General features: G+C 66.2%; 17 protein-coding genes, 1 tRNA gene and 1 pseudogene. 12 read left to right on the top strand and 7 right to left on the bottom strand.

All coding sequences use genetic code 11. The features are described from left to right. Both ACWW36_RS04400 and ACWW36_RS04405 read left to right on the top strand, forming a co-directional pair. Positions 1-1227 (top strand): Nramp family divalent metal transporter, encoded by a 1227-nt coding sequence (locus ACWW36_RS04400; RefSeq protein WP_456140384.1) that lies wholly within the window; start codon positions 1-3, stop codon positions 1225-1227. Then, positions 1228-2292 carry a poly-gamma-glutamate hydrolase family protein gene (locus ACWW36_RS04405; protein ID WP_456140385.1) on the top strand — a complete coding sequence of 355 codons (1065 nt, stop codon included), beginning with the start codon at positions 1228-1230 and terminating at the stop codon, positions 2290-2292. Here ACWW36_RS04405 and ACWW36_RS04410 read toward each other — a convergent pair. Beyond that, positions 2271-3836 (bottom strand): amidohydrolase, encoded by a 1566-nt coding sequence (locus tag ACWW36_RS04410; RefSeq protein WP_456140386.1) that lies wholly within the window; start codon positions 3834-3836, stop codon positions 2271-2273. The genes ACWW36_RS04405 and ACWW36_RS04410 overlap by 22 nt on opposite strands. A 61-nt stretch (positions 3837-3897) precedes the next feature. On the opposite strand from ACWW36_RS04410, the gene ACWW36_RS04415 reads away from it, so the two are divergent. From ACWW36_RS04415 to ACWW36_RS04425, 3 genes are read left to right on the top strand one after another with little or no spacing between them, the layout of a single operon-like run. Then, on the top strand, positions 3898-4662 hold the full coding sequence (locus ACWW36_RS04415) for a DUF1365 domain-containing protein (RefSeq protein WP_456140387.1): 765 nt from the start codon (positions 3898-3900) through the stop codon (positions 4660-4662). Then, positions 4659-5240: a sigma-70 family RNA polymerase sigma factor gene (locus ACWW36_RS04420; protein WP_456140388.1), complete on the top strand. Its 582-nt coding sequence runs from the start codon at positions 4659-4661 to the stop codon at positions 5238-5240. Before ACWW36_RS04415 ends, ACWW36_RS04420 begins: the two co-directional genes overlap by 4 nt. Continuing rightward, positions 5237-5950, top strand: coding sequence for an anti-sigma factor (locus tag ACWW36_RS04425; RefSeq protein WP_456140389.1), 714 nt, complete (start codon positions 5237-5239; stop codon positions 5948-5950). The genes ACWW36_RS04420 and ACWW36_RS04425 overlap by 4 nt, the downstream gene beginning before the upstream one ends. Here the strand turns inward: ACWW36_RS04425 and ACWW36_RS04430 are convergent. Continuing rightward, on the bottom strand, positions 5947-7038 hold the full coding sequence (locus tag ACWW36_RS04430) for a glutamate--cysteine ligase (protein ID WP_456140390.1): 1092 nt from the start codon (positions 7036-7038) through the stop codon (positions 5947-5949). The genes ACWW36_RS04425 and ACWW36_RS04430 overlap by 4 nt on opposite strands. Before the next feature lie 169 nt (positions 7039-7207). On the opposite strand from ACWW36_RS04430, the gene ACWW36_RS04435 reads away from it, so the two are divergent. Together ACWW36_RS04435 and ACWW36_RS04440 are read left to right on the top strand one after the other, a co-directional pair. After that, the gene (locus tag ACWW36_RS04435; protein ID WP_456140391.1) at positions 7208-8029 is read left to right on the top strand and encodes an LLM class F420-dependent oxidoreductase; all 822 of its coding nucleotides are present in this window, start codon (positions 7208-7210) and stop codon (positions 8027-8029) included. 29 nt (positions 8030-8058) lie between these two features. Further along, positions 8059-8131 (top strand) — tRNA-Arg (locus ACWW36_RS04440). A gap of 96 nt (positions 8132-8227) precedes the next feature. Here the strand turns inward: ACWW36_RS04440 and ACWW36_RS04445 are convergent. Continuing rightward, positions 8228-8701 carry an SRPBCC family protein gene (locus ACWW36_RS04445; protein WP_456140392.1) on the bottom strand — a complete coding sequence of 158 codons (474 nt, stop codon included), beginning with the start codon at positions 8699-8701 and terminating at the stop codon, positions 8228-8230. Between the two features lie 83 nt (positions 8702-8784). Between ACWW36_RS04445 and ACWW36_RS04450 the strand changes: the two are divergent. After that, a pseudogene (locus ACWW36_RS04450) lies at positions 8785-9039 on the top strand (SDR family oxidoreductase); the annotation flags it as partial. A 20-nt stretch (positions 9040-9059) separates the two neighbouring features. Here the strand turns inward: ACWW36_RS04450 and ACWW36_RS04455 are convergent. Both ACWW36_RS04455 and ACWW36_RS04460 read right to left on the bottom strand, forming a co-directional pair. Then, positions 9060-9515, bottom strand: a complete 456-nt coding sequence (locus tag ACWW36_RS04455; protein ID WP_456140393.1) for a hypothetical protein — start codon at positions 9513-9515, stop codon at positions 9060-9062. A gap of 78 nt (positions 9516-9593) precedes the next feature. After that, on the bottom strand, positions 9594-10286 hold the full coding sequence (locus tag ACWW36_RS04460) for a GAF and ANTAR domain-containing protein (protein ID WP_456142359.1): 693 nt from the start codon (positions 10284-10286) through the stop codon (positions 9594-9596). Between the two features lie 212 nt (positions 10287-10498). Here ACWW36_RS04460 and ACWW36_RS04465 point away from each other — a divergent pair, with 212 nt between their 5' ends. The 4 genes from ACWW36_RS04465 to ACWW36_RS04480 all read left to right on the top strand — a co-directional run bounded on the left by ACWW36_RS04465 (position 10499) and on the right by ACWW36_RS04480 (position 14759). Further along, positions 10499-11716 (top strand): acetyl-CoA acetyltransferase, encoded by a 1218-nt coding sequence (locus tag ACWW36_RS04465; protein WP_456140394.1) that lies wholly within the window; start codon positions 10499-10501, stop codon positions 11714-11716. Next, positions 11716-13227, top strand: a complete 1512-nt coding sequence (locus ACWW36_RS04470; protein ID WP_456140395.1) for a carotenoid oxygenase family protein — start codon at positions 11716-11718, stop codon at positions 13225-13227. The genes ACWW36_RS04465 and ACWW36_RS04470 overlap by 1 nt, the downstream gene beginning before the upstream one ends. A gap of 63 nt (positions 13228-13290) precedes the next feature. After that, the gene (locus ACWW36_RS04475) at positions 13291-14148 is read left to right on the top strand and encodes a winged helix-turn-helix transcriptional regulator (RefSeq protein ID WP_456142360.1); all 858 of its coding nucleotides are present in this window, start codon (positions 13291-13293) and stop codon (positions 14146-14148) included. 161 nt (positions 14149-14309) lie between these two features. Then, positions 14310-14759: an Hsp20/alpha crystallin family protein gene (locus tag ACWW36_RS04480; protein WP_456140396.1), complete on the top strand. Its 450-nt coding sequence runs from the start codon at positions 14310-14312 to the stop codon at positions 14757-14759. 58 nt (positions 14760-14817) lie between these two features. Here ACWW36_RS04480 and ACWW36_RS04485 read toward each other — a convergent pair whose 3' ends face one another. Both ACWW36_RS04485 and ACWW36_RS04490 read right to left on the bottom strand, forming a co-directional pair. Further along, positions 14818-15414 carry a GNAT family N-acetyltransferase gene (locus ACWW36_RS04485; protein WP_456140397.1) on the bottom strand — a complete coding sequence of 199 codons (597 nt, stop codon included), beginning with the start codon at positions 15412-15414 and terminating at the stop codon, positions 14818-14820. Beyond that, positions 15411-15845: a hypothetical protein gene (locus tag ACWW36_RS04490; RefSeq protein WP_456140398.1), complete on the bottom strand. Its 435-nt coding sequence runs from the start codon at positions 15843-15845 to the stop codon at positions 15411-15413. Before ACWW36_RS04490 ends, ACWW36_RS04485 begins: the two co-directional genes overlap by 4 nt. Positions 15846-15874 lie beyond the last annotated feature (29 nt).

Raw genomic sequence — 15874 nt, forward strand, 5'->3', positions numbered from 1 at the left:
TTGGCACAGGACACCGAAGTCCGGCTGCGTCCGAGCTGGTTCCTGCTCGGGCCTGCGTTCGTCGCTGCCATCGCATACGTCGATCCCGGCAACGTCGCCGCCAACGTCAGTGCCGGCGCCCAGTTCGGCTTCCTGCTCGTCTGGGTCATCGTCGTCGCCAACGCGATGGCGGGCCTCGTGCAGTACCTGTCCGCCAAGCTCGGACTCGTCACCGGCCGCTCCCTGCCCGAGGCCGTCGCCGACCACACCAGCACACGCACTCGCATCACATACTGGCTCCAGGCCGAATTGGTTGCCATGGCAACGGATCTCGCCGAAGTCATGGGCGGCGCGATCGCGCTGCACCTGCTGTTCGATCTTCCGCTGTTGGCGGGCGGCGTGATCACCGGTGTGGTGTCGCTTCTGCTGCTCGCCATCCAGAATCGGCGCGGTCAGCGCATGTTCGAGCGTGTGATCAGCGGGCTGCTGTTGATCATCGCCATCGGATTCCTGACGAGCCTGTTCGTTGACACACCACCTGCGAGCGAGGTCGCCGCAGGCCTGCTGCCGCGGTTCGAGGGCGCCGAAAGCGTGCTGCTGGCCACCGCGATGCTGGGCGCGACGGTCATGCCGCATGCCGTCTACTTGCACTCCGGCCTGGCCCGCGACCGGCACGGCCATCCCGACGCCGGCCCACGCCGCCGCCAGCTGCTCAAAGTCACCCGCCTCGACGTGGGGCTGGCGATGCTCGTCGCCGGGGCGGTGAATCTGTCGATGTTGCTCATCGCGGCGACCAACCTGCAGGGCCGCGCCGACACCGACTCCATCGAAGGCGCATACGCCGCGGTTCGCGACACCCTCGGCCCGACGATCGCGTTGTTCTTCGCGATCGGGTTGCTCGCTTCGGGTCTGGCGTCGACGTCGGTGGGCGCCTACGCGGGGGCGATGATCATGCAGGGCTTGCTGCGGCGCTCGTACCCGTTGCTGCTGCGGCGGCTCGTCACGCTGATCCCGGCGCTGGCGATCCTGGCGATCGGTTTGGATCCGAGCCGGGCGCTGGTGTTGTCGCAGGTCGTGCTGTCCTTCGGCATCCCGTTCGCGCTAATCCCACTGGTGCGGCTGACCAGCAGGCACTCGCTGATGGGCGAAGACACGAACCACCGCGTGACGACCGCCCTGGGGTGGTGTGTGGCCGCATTGATTACCCTGCTGAACGTGGTGTTGATCTATTTGACCGTCGCCCGCTAGATGCGGGCTAGCCATAGCTACTTCGCGTACGGGTCCAACCTGTGCGTGAGGCAGATGGCGCGGCGGTGCCCCGGCGCGGTCGATCCCCGGCCGGCAACCCTTGCCGACCACGACTGGCTGATCAACGAGCGTGGCGTCGCCACCGTCGAACCGTTCGACGGCTCGAAGGTGCACGGCGTGGTGTGGCGGTTGACCGACCACGACCTCAAGGTGCTCGACAGCGCCGAGGGCGTACCGGTGCGGTATCGCCGCGACAAGCTCACCGTGCACACCGACGATGGCCCGTCCGAAGCGTGGGTCTACATCGACCATCGCGTCGACCCCGGCCCGCCCCGCCCCGGCTACCTGGAGCGCATTGTCGACGGCGCCGTGCACCACGGCCTGCCGCACCGCTGGATCGAATTCCTCAAGCGATGGGACCCCGCACACTGGCCGCGGCGCGGCGACAAGGCGAATTCGCCTGCGCCACGGTCGCTTTCGGAGCTACTCGCCAACCCTGCGATCGTCGAAGAGTGCACACTGCGCTCACGATTCGGCTTCCTCGCCATTCACGGCGGTGGGCTGGAGCAGATGACCGATGTCATCGCCGAACGTGCTGCCGAGGCCGCAGGCGCCTCGGTCTACGTGGTCCGCCACCCCGACCACTACCCCCACCACCTGCCGTCGGCCCTGTACCGGGCGCAAGAGTCCGAGCGGCTCGCCGAATTCCTCGACCACGTCGAGGTCGCAGTGTCGCTGCACGGGTACGGGCGCATCGGCCGCAGCACGCACCTGCTCGCCGGCGGGCAAAACCGCAGCCTTACGGAGCACTTGGCCCGCCATGTCGTGGTGCCCGGCTATCAAGTGATCACCGACCTCAACTCGATCCCGCGGGAACTGCGCGGACTGCACCCCGACAACCCGGTCAACCGGGTTCGTGGTGGGGGCACGCAGCTCGAATTGTCGCCGCGGGTGCGGGGCATCAGTCCCCGAAGCGGACTGCCCGGAGACGACGGCCTGTCCCCCGCGACGTCCACATTGGTCCAGGGTCTCGTCGCGACCGCTCATTCCTGGGAACTGGGGTAGACGCGCTCGCCGCGCAGGTAAGTCCCGACGACCTGCACCTGTCCGACGTCGGTGGTCCGCGGATCGCGGTCGAGCCAGACGAGATCGGCGCTGGCGCCCGGCCCGAGCGTGCCCCACTGCCCCTCGGCGAACGCCTGGTACGCGACGCCGGCCGTATAGGCGCTCAACGCCGGCTCGATCGGCAGAATCTCGGCTGGCGTCCATCCACCTCTCGACACCGCGACGGCTATGCCGTCCAGCGGCGCGCCCGAGGACACCGGCCAATCGGATCCGAACGCCAAAGTCGCTCCTGACTCGTCGAGACTTCGCATGCGGTATTGCTTCTCGCTGCGCTCGCCACCGAGGCGCGGGATCGTCAGCTCGACCATCAGTGGATCGAGCTGCGCCCACAGCGGTTGCATGTTGGCGACCACGCCGAGCCGTGCGAACCGGTCCATGTCGGCGTCGTCGATCAGCTGGGCATGCGCGATGACCGGTCGCCGGTCGCGAATTCCATTGGTGGACACCACATATTCGATCGCGTCCAGTGCTTGCCGCACCGCGGCGTCGCCGATCGCGTGGATGTGGATCTGGAATCCGAGCTCGTCGACGGCGCGCGCCGCCTCGGCAAGGTCTTCCCATACCTGCATGCCGTGGCTGTGTAGCGCACCGCAGTACGGCGCGAGCAGCGCACCGGTCTCGTTCTCGATGACACCGTCGGCGAAGAACTTCACGGTGTGCGCGGTCAGCAGCGGCGAGCCCAGCTCCTCGACCCTGTGTCGCGCCTGCGCGAACTGTTCGAGCTGAGCATTGAACCTGCGCGGATCGGCGTACAGGCCCAGGTTGAACCGCACACCGAGTTGGCCTTGGCGGGCCGCGTCGATGTAAGTGTCGACGTCCTTCGGCTCGACCCACGCGTCCTGCACCCAGGTGACGCCGCGGGCCAGGTAGTAGTCGGCTGCCCTTCGAAGCGCGCCGATGCGTACGGCCGGATCGCGCTCGGGCGCAACGGCATGCACCAGGTCGACCGCACCCCACTCACGCAGCGTGCCCAGCACCGAGCCGTCGTCGCGACGCGGAATCTCGCCGAGCACCGGATCCGGGGTGTCAGCGGTGATGCCGGCCCGCTCGAGCGCCACGGTGTTGCACCACACCGTGTGGTAGTCCCATGCCCGCAGCAGCACGGGGCGGTCGGGCACGGCCGCGTCGAGCCAGCGGGCGTCGAACAGTCCGCCCGGCGCAAGGCTGCTTTCGTAGGACGCCCCGATGATCCAGTCCTGCTCCGGATGTTCGGAGGCGAATTTCCCTACGGCATAGACGATCTCGGCCACCGATGTGCATTGCCGGATCTGCGGCCCGACGGCCTCCAGGCCGCCGAGTAGCGGGTGCGCATGCCCATCGCCGAACGAGGGCATCAGGAAGCCGCCGCGAAGGTCGACGCGCTCAGCGTCCCTCGGCGCCTGGTCCACCGGCCGCACGACGCCGTCGACCACCAGCAGCGCGTCGGTCGTCTGGCCGTTGACACCGGTCCAGATGGTCCCGCCGTGAAAGTAGGTCGAGGGCATCCCGCGACGGTACGACACCCATCCGCGCGCCGCATGGCTCCGAATACAGGGTGTGGAACGCATGCCAGCCCTGTACCGGACGCGTGTCACGCACTTGCGTCGCACCCCGGTCCGTCACTACTTCGAGCACACCGGCTACAGCTGGTATGTCGACGTGGACGCGCTGCCCCGGTTGCCGCGCTGGATCCGGCCGTTCGCGCGGTTCGATGCCCGCGATCACTTCGACGGAGCGCCGGACGAACCACTGCGCCAACGCGTTGACGCGTTTCTGGCCGAACGCGGCGTCGAACTCGACGGCGGCACGATCACGGCACTGCTTCAGGCCAGGGTGCTGGGCTACGTGTTCAACCCGGTCAGCCTGTACTGGTGCCACGGCGCCGACGGTGCGCTGCGCCACATCGTCGTCGAGATGCACAACACCCGCGGCGAGCGGCACGCATACTTGCTGCCACCGGCGGACGACCAGCCCGCGATGGTGGTGAAGAAGCTGCCCATGTCACCGTTCACAGTTGTCGACGGCCACTACCTCGTGCTCGCACCACCGCCCAATGGCGAACTGAACGTGCGGATTTCACTGCATCGGGACAATCACGCGGCGTTCGTCTCGACCCTTCGCGGCACCCGCCGACGGGCCACCATCGGCCAGCTGTTGTGGCTACAGTTCGTGGCGCCACTCGCCCCACTGATGGGCGCCTTGGAGATTCGGATTCAGAACGCGATGCTGAGGATGCGACGAGATTCAACGACGCCGCGCCGTCCTGTCGACGAATTGCCCGCTGATACAAGGGGTTTCGTGGTGGATGCCCGCAGATCTCGATTATCGTGACGATATTGGCACCGGTGGATAGGCTACCGCTCGTGACCACCGAACTCGACGGACTGCTGCGCCAGGTGGCCCAGCGGGACGTCGAGGCGTTCGCCACGTTCTACGACCGCACCCGATCCAGGGTGTTCGGCCTGGTCACCCGCGTCCTGCGCGACCCCGGCTACAGCGAGGAAACCACCCAGGACATTTACTTGCAGGTATGGCGGACCGCCGAGAACTACGACCCGTCTGCCGGTTCACCGCTGGCCTGGCTGATGACGCTGGCTCATCGCCGCGCAGTCGACCGGGTGCGCTCCGAGCAGGCGGCCAGTCAGCGTGAGTCTCGATACGGCGCAGCCAATGTCGACCCGCCGTCAGATCAGGTGGCTGATTCGGTGATCCTGCGCGACGAGAGGCGCCAGGTCGCCGACTGCCTCGGGTCGCTTACCGATGCGCAACGCGAGTGCATCCAGCTCGCCTACTACGACGGGCTGACGTATGTCCAAGTGTCCGAACGGTTGTCGGCCAACCTCGCGACCATCAAATCGCGGATGCGCGACGCTATCCGCGGCCTCCGCCGGTGTCTGGGGATCCCATGACCGAGCCTACTGATCCGGATCTCATCGCTCTCGCGACGCCATACGCGCTTCATGCGGGCACCGACGCTGAGCTAGCCGACATCGAGCGGCGGGTCGCAGCTGCGCCACCGGCCGTCGCGCAGGCCTTCGCTGACGAGGTCCGCGCCGTGCGGGAAACGATGGCGGCGGTCTCGGCGGCCACCGCGGTCGAGCCGCCCCAGCAGCTGCGCGATCGCCTGCTCGCCGACATCGGCGCGGACAACGTTCGGCCGTTGCAGCCGCGGATCAAACGTTGGCAGACGGGCGTCCTCGCCGCTGCCGCGGCACTCGTCATCGGGTTGGGCGCGCTCGGAGTCGGTTTGGCGCTGCGGCCCACACCCGCACCCTCGACCGCCGACCAGGTGTTCGCCGCGCCCGACGTGCGGACGGTGTCGGAGCCCATTCCGTCCGGCGGCACGGCGACGGTGGTGTTCTCCCGCGAAAAGAACGCCGGCGTATTGGTGATGAACAACGTCGCGCCGCCTGCGCCGGGCACCGTGTACCAGATGTGGTTGGTCGGCGACAACGGGCCGCGCTCGGCCGGCACGATGGACGCCAAGGCCGTCGCGCCGTCGACCACGGCCGTGCTCCCCGATCTCGGTAGCGCGCAGACCCTTGCATTCACAGTGGAGCCCGGCAGCGGCTCTGCGCAACCGACCAGCCCCATCTTCGCCAAGCTGCCGTTGGCCTAAGGGATTGTGGTTGTTGACAATTCGGCTACGACGTCGGCTACGTCGCGCCGCTGCCGCCAGGCTCGCCGTTGTCGCGTCGCGCCGTTGCCCTGCTCGATGACACGCGCCAGCTCGTCGCGCGCCATGTCGTAGTCACCGAGATCCTCCAGCGCCGGGCGGACATGCTCGACAAGGCGCTCCAACAACTCGCGGGCGGGCAGCACTGCGTGGCTTTCGAGCAGGTCGACCGCGTCACCCTCCAGGCCGTCGCGCGCGGACTTCCAGTACGCCACCTTCAGAGCGTGCGGCGACAGCGGCAGCGTGGCTTCACCGCGGCGTTCCTCGTCGAGAGCCGTCATCACGCTGGCGCGTATCAGGGTGGCCAGCAGCACGGTCTCGGCGACCGTCGCGGGCACGTCGGCGACGCGCACCTCGAGCGTCGGGAACTTGGCCGAAGCGCGGACGTCCCAATAAACCATGCCGTCGTCGAGCACCGCCCCGGCGCGGCGCAACATCTCGACCAGCCCGTCGTACTCGTCGACGGAGTCGAAATGAGGAGGCGGACCGGCGCTCGGCCAGCGGGCCCAGACGATACTGCGCCAGCTGGCATAGCGGGTGTCGGTGTTGCGGTATATCGCCGAATTCGCAGTCAGCGCAAGCAACAACGGCAGCCAGGGCCGTAGCCGGTTGCTCACCCGGACGGCGAGCTCGCGGCTGGGCACCGAGACGTGCACATGCGCCCCGCAGATGCCCTCCTCCGCGACCATGCCGAACCTGTCGGCGATCTCGCGATAGCGCGGCGTGTCGGTGATCGGGAACTCGGACGGCCGGGTCGGTGGCAGTGCGGCGGCGAGCAGTTTCGCCCCGCTGGCCTCTGCGGCCTCGCCGGCGATCCGCCGCAGCCGCGTCAGCTGGCGTCGAAGTTCACCGCTGCCACCGACGACGTCGCTGTTGGTCTCGATCTGACAGCTCGTCAACTCGAGCTGCAGTTTGACGCCGTGCTCGGCGGCGTGCCGGGCGGCGGCTCGGTTTACGGCGACCGGTTCGCCGGTCGTCGGGTCGACGAGTAGAAACTCTTCTTCGACACCGATAGTGGGATGGCTGGCCATGGCATAAAGATCGATCCGGCCCGTCGGATATCTCAACGACGGGCCGGATCCGGTAGACGGTCCTTTGAGTTGTGGACTTCGGGGTGAAGTCGGCGGAGGAAGTTTGCCCGCCCCCGCGGCGCCTCAAACCTCGAACATTGCTGGCGATCTTGAGGAATACGATCGGCGCATGATCAAAGACTTCCGGTTCGGTTTGAGTCTGCACGACGCACGGTCGCGCGCGAAGGTTCAGGACGTGGCGCGTCGTGCCGAGGACTTCGGCTTCGACGTCATCCACGTGCCAGACCACCTCGGAGCGCCCGCGCCATTCCCCGCGCTGATGTCCGCGGCGGCAGCGACGAGCACTCTGCGATTGGGGACGTTTGTCCTCAATGCGGGTTTCTACAAGCCCGCGTTGTTGGCCCGCGACGTCGAGGCGATCCGCGACCTCACCGACGGACGGTTCGAGATCGGATTGGGCGCAGGGTATGTCCGCGAGGAGTTCGAGGCGGCCGAGCTGCCGTTCCCGAGCGCTCGGCAGCGCGTCGAGTATCTGCAGCACGTCACCGAATACATGCGCGAACATCTGCCCGATGTGCCGATCTTGATTGCGGGCAACGGCGACCGGCTGCTGACGGTGGCCGCTAGATACGCCAACATCATCGGCCTGACCGGAGGCGACCGTGCGCCCGGCGGCGGCGACCCGCTGGCGGAGCGGATCGGGTTCGTCCGCGAGGCGGCAGGCGATCGCTTCGACGACCTCGAGCTCAACATCGCGATCACGGCGATGCCGCTCGACAGTTCGGGAATGCCGGACTTGTCGATTCCCCGTCGCTTCTTACCGGCGCTCAGTGATGAGGAGTTGCTGCGCCACCCGGGCGTGCTGTCGGGGTCGACGCGCGACATGGCGGACCGGATACGGGAATACCGCGACACCTACGGGGTGAGCTACATCATCGTGCAGGCGCCTCACGCCGAATCGTTCGCGAAGGTGATCGCCGAGCTGCGCTGAGTCCGTTCGGTAAGCTCCGTGCGGGTCACGCCCTCGTAGCTCAGGGGATAGAGCACGGCTCTCCTAAAGCCGGTGTCGCAGGTTCGAATCCTGCCGGGGGCACTTATTTGCGCAGGTCAGCGGTCATTTTTGAGTCACGTTCAGCCCCGGAAGAGGGGCAGGCCAGACGACCTTCTGAGGCGCACTACCGGGCGGGGGTCAGCGAACGAGCTGGTTCGCGAGTTCCTCCAGCGATTGGCGAGCCCAGCCGTGCCAGGCCTTTCCGAGCATCCCGACCACCGGTCTCGTCAGCGCCGATCGCGGATAAACCGTCCAACGCCAAGTTGCCTTGGTACCCGCGTCTTCGGGCGTGAACTCGAACTCGCCGTCGATGCCGCTGGCGGCCAAGGACAACGGGCCCTTGATATTTCCTACGTGGTAGGCGAAGTAATGTGGCGCGTTAACCTTGGTCAATTCCTCTAGCGTGCTGCCGCCACCAGCCATCTTCAGAGTTCGGGTCTGGCCGACGGTGCCCCATGTATTGGCCTCGTTGATCACTTGGCGAATGGGTGGGAACGGCCCGTACCGACGGTGGAACACAGCGGGCACATCCATCATCAAAGTGCCTTGAAAGGCGTCCTCGACACTGACTGATATTGAACGCGATTGCTCCACGACGACCGGCTCAGCCACCTGCGCATGGTAGGCAGCCTGGGCTGCAGTTGTAAGCGGTTCTGTAAAGAGCCTCCATTGTGGCTGAGGACCCGGTGTCCGCCCGTCACATCGCGAACAACTGGGGCGGCCAAGGGGTCCGCTGCAACGGCGTCATGCCCGGTCTGGTCATGGGCGAAACGCAGGAACGCCAGGACGACCAACGGATGCAGCAGATGTTCCTGATGGCCGCCAAGACCACTCGGCTGGGCCGGCCCGCCGACCTTGCCGCCATCACCGCTTTCCTGTTGTCCGACGACGCCGAATGGATCAACGGTCAAACGTGGTACGTCGGCGGCGCATCGCACATGCGGCAGTGAGTCAAGGCGTTCGAAGCGATTCAGCCCAGCGCAGCCGGGTCGGCCGTGACATAACACCGCCGGGTGTTCGTCATGATCAGCACGTCGGACACCGCGGCCGGGTCGATATCGACAAACTCGAACAGGCGGAGTTCGCCAGGGCCGAGCAGGGTGCGTTGGGCGCGATCGCTGCCGGTCTGCGTACGGACGAGCACGGTGACGGGCTCGGTGTCGTCGCTCGAGTAAGTGACGACGATGCCCGCGCCGAAGGGATTCGTGCCCCATGCATCGGTAGCCGGGCATCGCGGGTCGCCGTCAGCGTTCGGTGGCATTGCGACGGTGTTTGCTCCCGCTTTGGCCACGGCCGCGGCTGCGGGGGGCGCCGAATTCACCGTGTGCGCGACGTCGACGGCCTCTGGCGCCGCGTGTGACGCGCATCCCACGACCGTCGCGGCGGCTGCCGCGGCGACGGCGATAGCGGATATCCCGGTGTACACAAGCCCCCCTGGCGTGCCTCCCCCGACAACACCGGCATACCCCTTTACGTGCGCGTCAATCGCGTTTTCGGCAAATTTTCAGGACTCACCGCGAGTGTCGATGACACGCTGCGCGATATCGATCAATCGTGTGTTGCTGTCCTGCGAAAGCTGGCGCAACATCTCGAACGCCCGCACGTCGTCAACCCCGTAGCGCTCCATGATGATGCCCTTGGCCTGCCCGATACGGTCCCGCGTCGACAGGGCCGATTCCAGTTGCTCCCCCTGGCGGCTGGCTAGAATTGCCGCGGCCGCATGCGCGGCCAGGACCGAGCCGATCGTCTCCGCTTCGGCGTTCCACACATTCGGCGTGAACCCGAACAGGTTCAGCGCACCTGCGGTTCGCTCAGCGGTATAGAGCTTGAACGACAGCCCGCTCAGTACGCCGATCTCCACGACCGCCTGTGAGTAGGCCGGCCAGCGCGACTCATTGCGGAAGTCATCGGTGCGCACGATGGTGTCGTCCAGCGCCGCCTGCATGCACGGACCTTCGTTGAAGGTGACCTGCAGCTCATCTAGCTCGTATGGCAAATCCGTCGTGCCAGCAAGCGATTCGAATTTTCCGCCCTTGCTGAGAAGCAAGACGCCCGCGGTATCGACTCCCGGTATCAATTCCACCGCCGCCTTCGTCACTTCTGACAGCACGTCTGGAACGCTTCGTGGCATTGCCGCGGACCGCGCCAGCTCAGCCATGCGCAGTGCCAGATCGTGGGTGTGTTGACGGTCCGTCATGACCGAAGACTTCCCGCTGCCCTTCGCCCGCACACCAAATTCGGATTCAGCGTTTGTCATTGGTCGTTTAAGGCAATGCCCCGGTAGGCGAGCACGGTGGTCGACCATCGCGCCCGCTGAGGTCTCGTCGGTTCAGACCAGGAGCCGGCGGGGCCGACCCCTATTGCGAATCCCGCCAAGTCACTCTCTTAGTTGTAGTACCGTCCCCGTTCATGGGCACTGCGAACGCATGGATCCTCGGCGGCTATCAAAGCGACTTCGCACGCAACTTGAGCAGGGAGGGCCGTGACTTCGCCGACCTGACCGCCGAAGTCGTGGATGCGACACTCGCGGCGGCCAAGCTCGGCGCCGCGGACATCGACGTGATCCACGTCGCCAATGCGTTTGGCGAAATGTTCACTCGCCAAGGCCATCTCGGCGCGATGCCGGCCAGCGTCAACGACGGGTTCTGGGATACGCCCGCTTCCCGCCACGAGGCCGCGTGTGCATCCGGCAGCGTTGCGACACTCGCGGCGATCGCTGACCTGCGGTCCGGCGCTTATCGCACCGCGCTGGTCGTCGGCGTCGAACTCGAGAAGACCGTGCCGGGTGACACCGCCGCGCAACACCTCGGCGCGGCCGCCTGGACCGGCCACGAAGGCGCCGAGGCCACGTTCATGTGGCCCTACATGTTCGACCGGGTCGCCAACGAATACGACCGCCGCTACGGAATCGACGAGTCCCATCTACGAGCCATCGCTGCGCTGAACTTCGCCAACGCGCGGTCCAATCCCAACGCGCAGACCCGCGGATGGACCGTGCCAGATCCGCTCGGCACCGACGACGAGACCAACCCGGTGATCGAAGGCAAGCTGCGCCGGTTCGACTGCAGTCAGATGACCGACGGCGGCGCCGGCCTCGTCCTTGTCAGCGACGACTACCTGCGCGACCACCCAGGAGTACAACCGATCGGCCGCATAGACGGATGGGGCCACCGCACCGTCGGACTCGGACTGCAGCAGAAACTCGACCGCTCCGCCGATGACCCCTACGTGATGCCCCACGTGCGCACGGCGGTGCTCGACGCGTTCGACCGCGCGCGGGTGACGCTCGACAACGTCGACGGCTTCGAAGTGCACGACTGCTTCACGCCCAGCGAGTACCTGGCCATCGACCACATCGGGCTGACCGGACCCGGCGAATCGTGGAAAGCCATCGAGAACAACGAAATCGAGATCGGAGGCCGCCTGCCGATCAACCCAAGCGGCGGCCTCATCGGCGGCGGCCATCCCGTCGGCGCCTCGGGGGTGCGGATGCTCGTCGACGCCGCAAAACAGGTCAGCGGCAACGCAGGCGACTATCAAGTCGAAGGCGCAAAGACGTTCGGCACACTCAACTTCGGGGGAAGCACCGCGACCACCGTCAGCTTCATTGTGAGCGGAGCCATCTGATGAGTGTCGAAATCGTCGGCAAGTTCCTGTCCACGTTGCCAGAAGACGACGACCACCCGTACCGGACCGGCCCCTGGCGTCCGCAGACCACCGAGTGGGACGCCGACGACCTGACTGCCGTCGAAGGCGAGGTACCAAACGATCTCGACGGTGTGTACCTGCGCAACACCGAAAACCCGCTGCATCCCGCGCTCAAGGCATATCACCCGTTCGACGGGGACGGCATGGTGCACGTCGTCGGTTTCCGCGACGGAAAAGCGTTCTACCGCAACAGGTTCATCCGCACCGACGGCTTACTGGCCGAGAACGAGGCGGGCGGGCCACTGTGGCCCGGCCTCGCCGAGCCCGTCGATCTGGCCAAGCGCGACCACGGTTGGGGCGCACGCGGCTTGATGAAGGATGCGTCGAGCACCGACGTGATCGTGCACCGCGGCACCGCTTTGACGAGCTTCTACCAGTGCGGCGACCTGTACCGGCTCGACCCGTACACCGCAGACACTCAGGGCAAGGAATCCTGGAACGGCGCTTTCCCTTTCGACTGGGGCGTGTCGGCGCACCCCAAGGTCGACGAAAAGACCGGCGAGCTGCTGTTCTTCAACTACAGCAAGCAGGCACCGTACATGCATTACGGCGTCGTCGACGCGAACAACGATCTGGTGCATTACGTCGACGTGCCGCTACCGGGTCCGCGACTGCCGCACGACATGGCCTTCACCGAAAACTACGTGGTTCTCAACGACTTTCCGTTGTTCTGGGAGCCGTCCTACCTCGAGCGCAACGCCCACGTCGCACGGTTTCACCGCGACATGCCGTCACGCTTCGCGGTCATCCCGCGGCGCGGGTCCGACATCACGTGGTTCGAAGCCGAGCCGACGTTCGTGCTGCACTTCACCAACGCCTACGAGGACGGCGACGAGATCGTGCTCGACGGCTTCTTCCAGGGCGACCCCGAACCGGCCGACAACGGCATGGGTAACAAGTGGGAACGCGCCTTCAGATTCCTTGCGCTGGACCGGATGCAGGCCCGGCTGCACCGCTGGCGGTTCAACCTGGCCACCGGCGGCGTGTCCGAAGAACAGCTCTCCGACAGCATCACCGAATTCGGCATGATCAACGGCGGCTACGCCGGGACCAAGTACCGGTACACCTACGCCGCCACGGGTAAACCGTCCTGGTTTCTGTTCGACGGGCTGGTCAAACACGACGTGCAGACGGGACACGAGGAACGGTTCACGTTCGGCGACGGGGTTTACGGCAGCGAGACCGCGATGGCGCCCAGGGTCGGCGGCACCGCCGAGGACGACGGCTATCTGGTCACGCTCACCACCGACATGAACTCCGACGCCTCATACTGCCTGGTGTTCGATGCCGCGCGGGTCGCCGACGGGCCGGTGTGCAAATTGGCACTGCCCGAGCGCATCTCGAGCGGCACTCATTCGACCTGGGCAGCGGGTTCGGAGCTGCGACGCTGGCACCAGGCCGACACCGCTGCGGGCGCGATCGGGCTGTAGGTGGAGCAGTCAGGCTCTCGCCCAACGGAATTGGCGGCGGGAGATGTCAACGCCGTCGGCCGGATGCTCGGCCTGCTCGGCGACGAGTGGACACTGCTTGTCGTCCAGCAGGCGTTGTTGGGCGCGGCCAGGTATGCCGAGTTCAAGGACAGCTTGCCGATCTCGCACTCGGTGCTGACCCGCCGGTTGCAGTCGTTGACGAATGACGGACTGTTGGAAAGGCGTGTCTACCAGACGAATCCGACGCGCTTGGAGTACCTGGTCACTGGTCGCGGTCGTTCGCTGTGGCCGGTACTGCTGTCGATTTGGGAGTGGGAACGGCATTGGGTTCCCGATCACGCCGAGCGTCTGCCGGCCATGTGCCACATCGCGTGCGGTGGCGAGTTTGTCCCGCTGGTGATGTGCCGCTCTTGTGGCGAGGCCGCCAGCGAGAAGGACGTGGTCGCGCGTTGGGGCCCGAGCGGTTCGTGGCCGCGGTCGGTGCCGGCGGCCTCGACGCGACGGCGGTCGCGCGGCGATTTGCGCGACGCACCCGCAGGGCTGTTCCCGCAGACGATGAGCGTGATGGGGAACCGTTGGGCGTTCGCACTATTGGTCGCCTCGTTCGTCGGTGTCAGCCGGTTCACCGACTTCCAGACACAACTCGGCGCGCCGCCCGGCTCGATCGCCGACCGGCTGTCGATCTTCACCGCCAACGGTGTGTTGGCCGCGGCGGACAGCCGATACCGGCTCACCGAGAAGGGCCGGGCGCTCTTCCCGGTGTTGGTCTCGGCACTGGAGTGGGCGCAACGGTGGTTCCAGGCACCGGAGGGGCCGGCGGTGATCCTCGACCACGTGGGCTGCGGCAGTCGATTCGGGCCGGTGCTGGTGTGCGACCAGTGCACCCAACCGCTGCGCGGAACGGACATCCGCCGAGCGTGAGCTTGAGTGCGAATCTGCCGCCAGATTTCGACAAAAAATTCACATTCGGCCGGAAAAATCTGCTAGCACTCTCATAGTGAGAGTGCTAACATCGCAGGTGCACAGTGATTTAGCTGCCCGCCAGGGTGGCGGGCTCTGAGTGACATAGGAGGTGGATTGCTGTGCTTCGCTTCGATCCGTTCAGTGACCTCGATTCCTGGACCCGGGGCTTGCTGAGCAGCCAATCAGGATCAAATCGCACCCCGCGGTTCATGCCGATGGATCTATGCAAGATCGACGATCATTACGTCTTGACCGCTGACCTGCCCGGCGTCGATCCCGGATCGGTCGATGTCAACGTCGACAACGGCACCTTGACCATCTCGGCGCATCGCACCGCCCGCTCCGAGGACGCCGTGCAGTGGCTGGCCAACGAGAGGTTCTTCGGCAGCTACCGCCGTCAGCTGTCCCTCGGTGAGGGCATCGACTCGTCCGCCATCTCGGCGACGTATGAGAACGGCGTGCTGACCGTGACCATTCCGATGGCCGAACGCGCCAAGCCGCGCAAGATCGACGTCGCCCACGGCGGGCAACAGAGATCCATCCAACCCACGACTGTCGATTCCGAGTAGGTAGCCGCAAGCGTGAACTTGTGCGCGGCTTGCGTCCACAGCTCGCGCACAAGTTCACTTACTCGTTGCGGGACAACCGGAATCGCAGACTATTGCGGACAGCCGGCCACTCGATGTCGAGTATCGAGTACACGACGGTGTCGCGCCGCGACCCGTCGGGCAACACCTGGTGGCTGCGCAGCACGCCGTCCAGTTTCGCGCCGAGCCGCTCGATGGCCGCGCGGCTGGCGAAGTTGAAAAAGTGAGTGCGGAATTCAACTGCCACACAGGCTAACTCGTCGAAGGCATGACCCAGCATCAGCAGCTTCGTCTCGCTGTTGACACCACTTCGCCGAGCAGCTTTGACGTACCACGTATTACCGATCTCGAGCCGCCGGTTGGCGGCGTCGACATTCAAATAGCTCGACGATCCCACCACCGTCCCGTCGAGGCGGCGCACCATGAACGTCAGGCCCTCGTTGGGCTTCTGCGCCGCCAGCCGAGTGTCCACCCAGCGCTCAACGGCCCCGGCCTTCGGCGCGTGTGTGAACCAGAGATCGCCCAGCTCCCCGTCGGCGGCCGCGGCCGCGATCTCCGGAATGTGCTCGCGGGTAAGCGGTTCCAGCGTGACCCATCGCTCGCCGGCCAACCTGACCTGTTCGACGAAACCGCTCATGATGCGCGAGCCACCGCGGCCCACGCCGCCACCATCGTCCACACCGACAGCAGCACCGAGACGGCCGCGAACACCACGCCGAGATAGAGGCCGTAGCCCGCGGCGACCGGCGGGTAGACGTAGAGCCGGTAGTACCACATCGTCAGCACGACGAGCAGCACCGAGATAGCCAAGGCCGTCGTCGCGGCCAGTCGTGCCGACAGACCACGCGCGGCCATCGCGCCCGCGACGATCAGCATCGACGCCAGCAAGACGATCAGCTGCCCCACCCCGAAACCCGGCGGCGGCACGGGCATGGTGCCGACGATGCCCCCGATCGCGTTGGCGTGTCCTCCCCCTTGGGCCTTGCTTGTCAACCACGGCAGCCAGGCACTGACGGCCAGGATCGCCGCGCACAACACGACCAGCCAACCGGGACGCAGGCGTGCCATGCGATGAGAGTATCGGGTGAGATCTCTAC

The organism is Mycobacterium sp. MMS18-G62 (genome assembly GCF_053877835.1).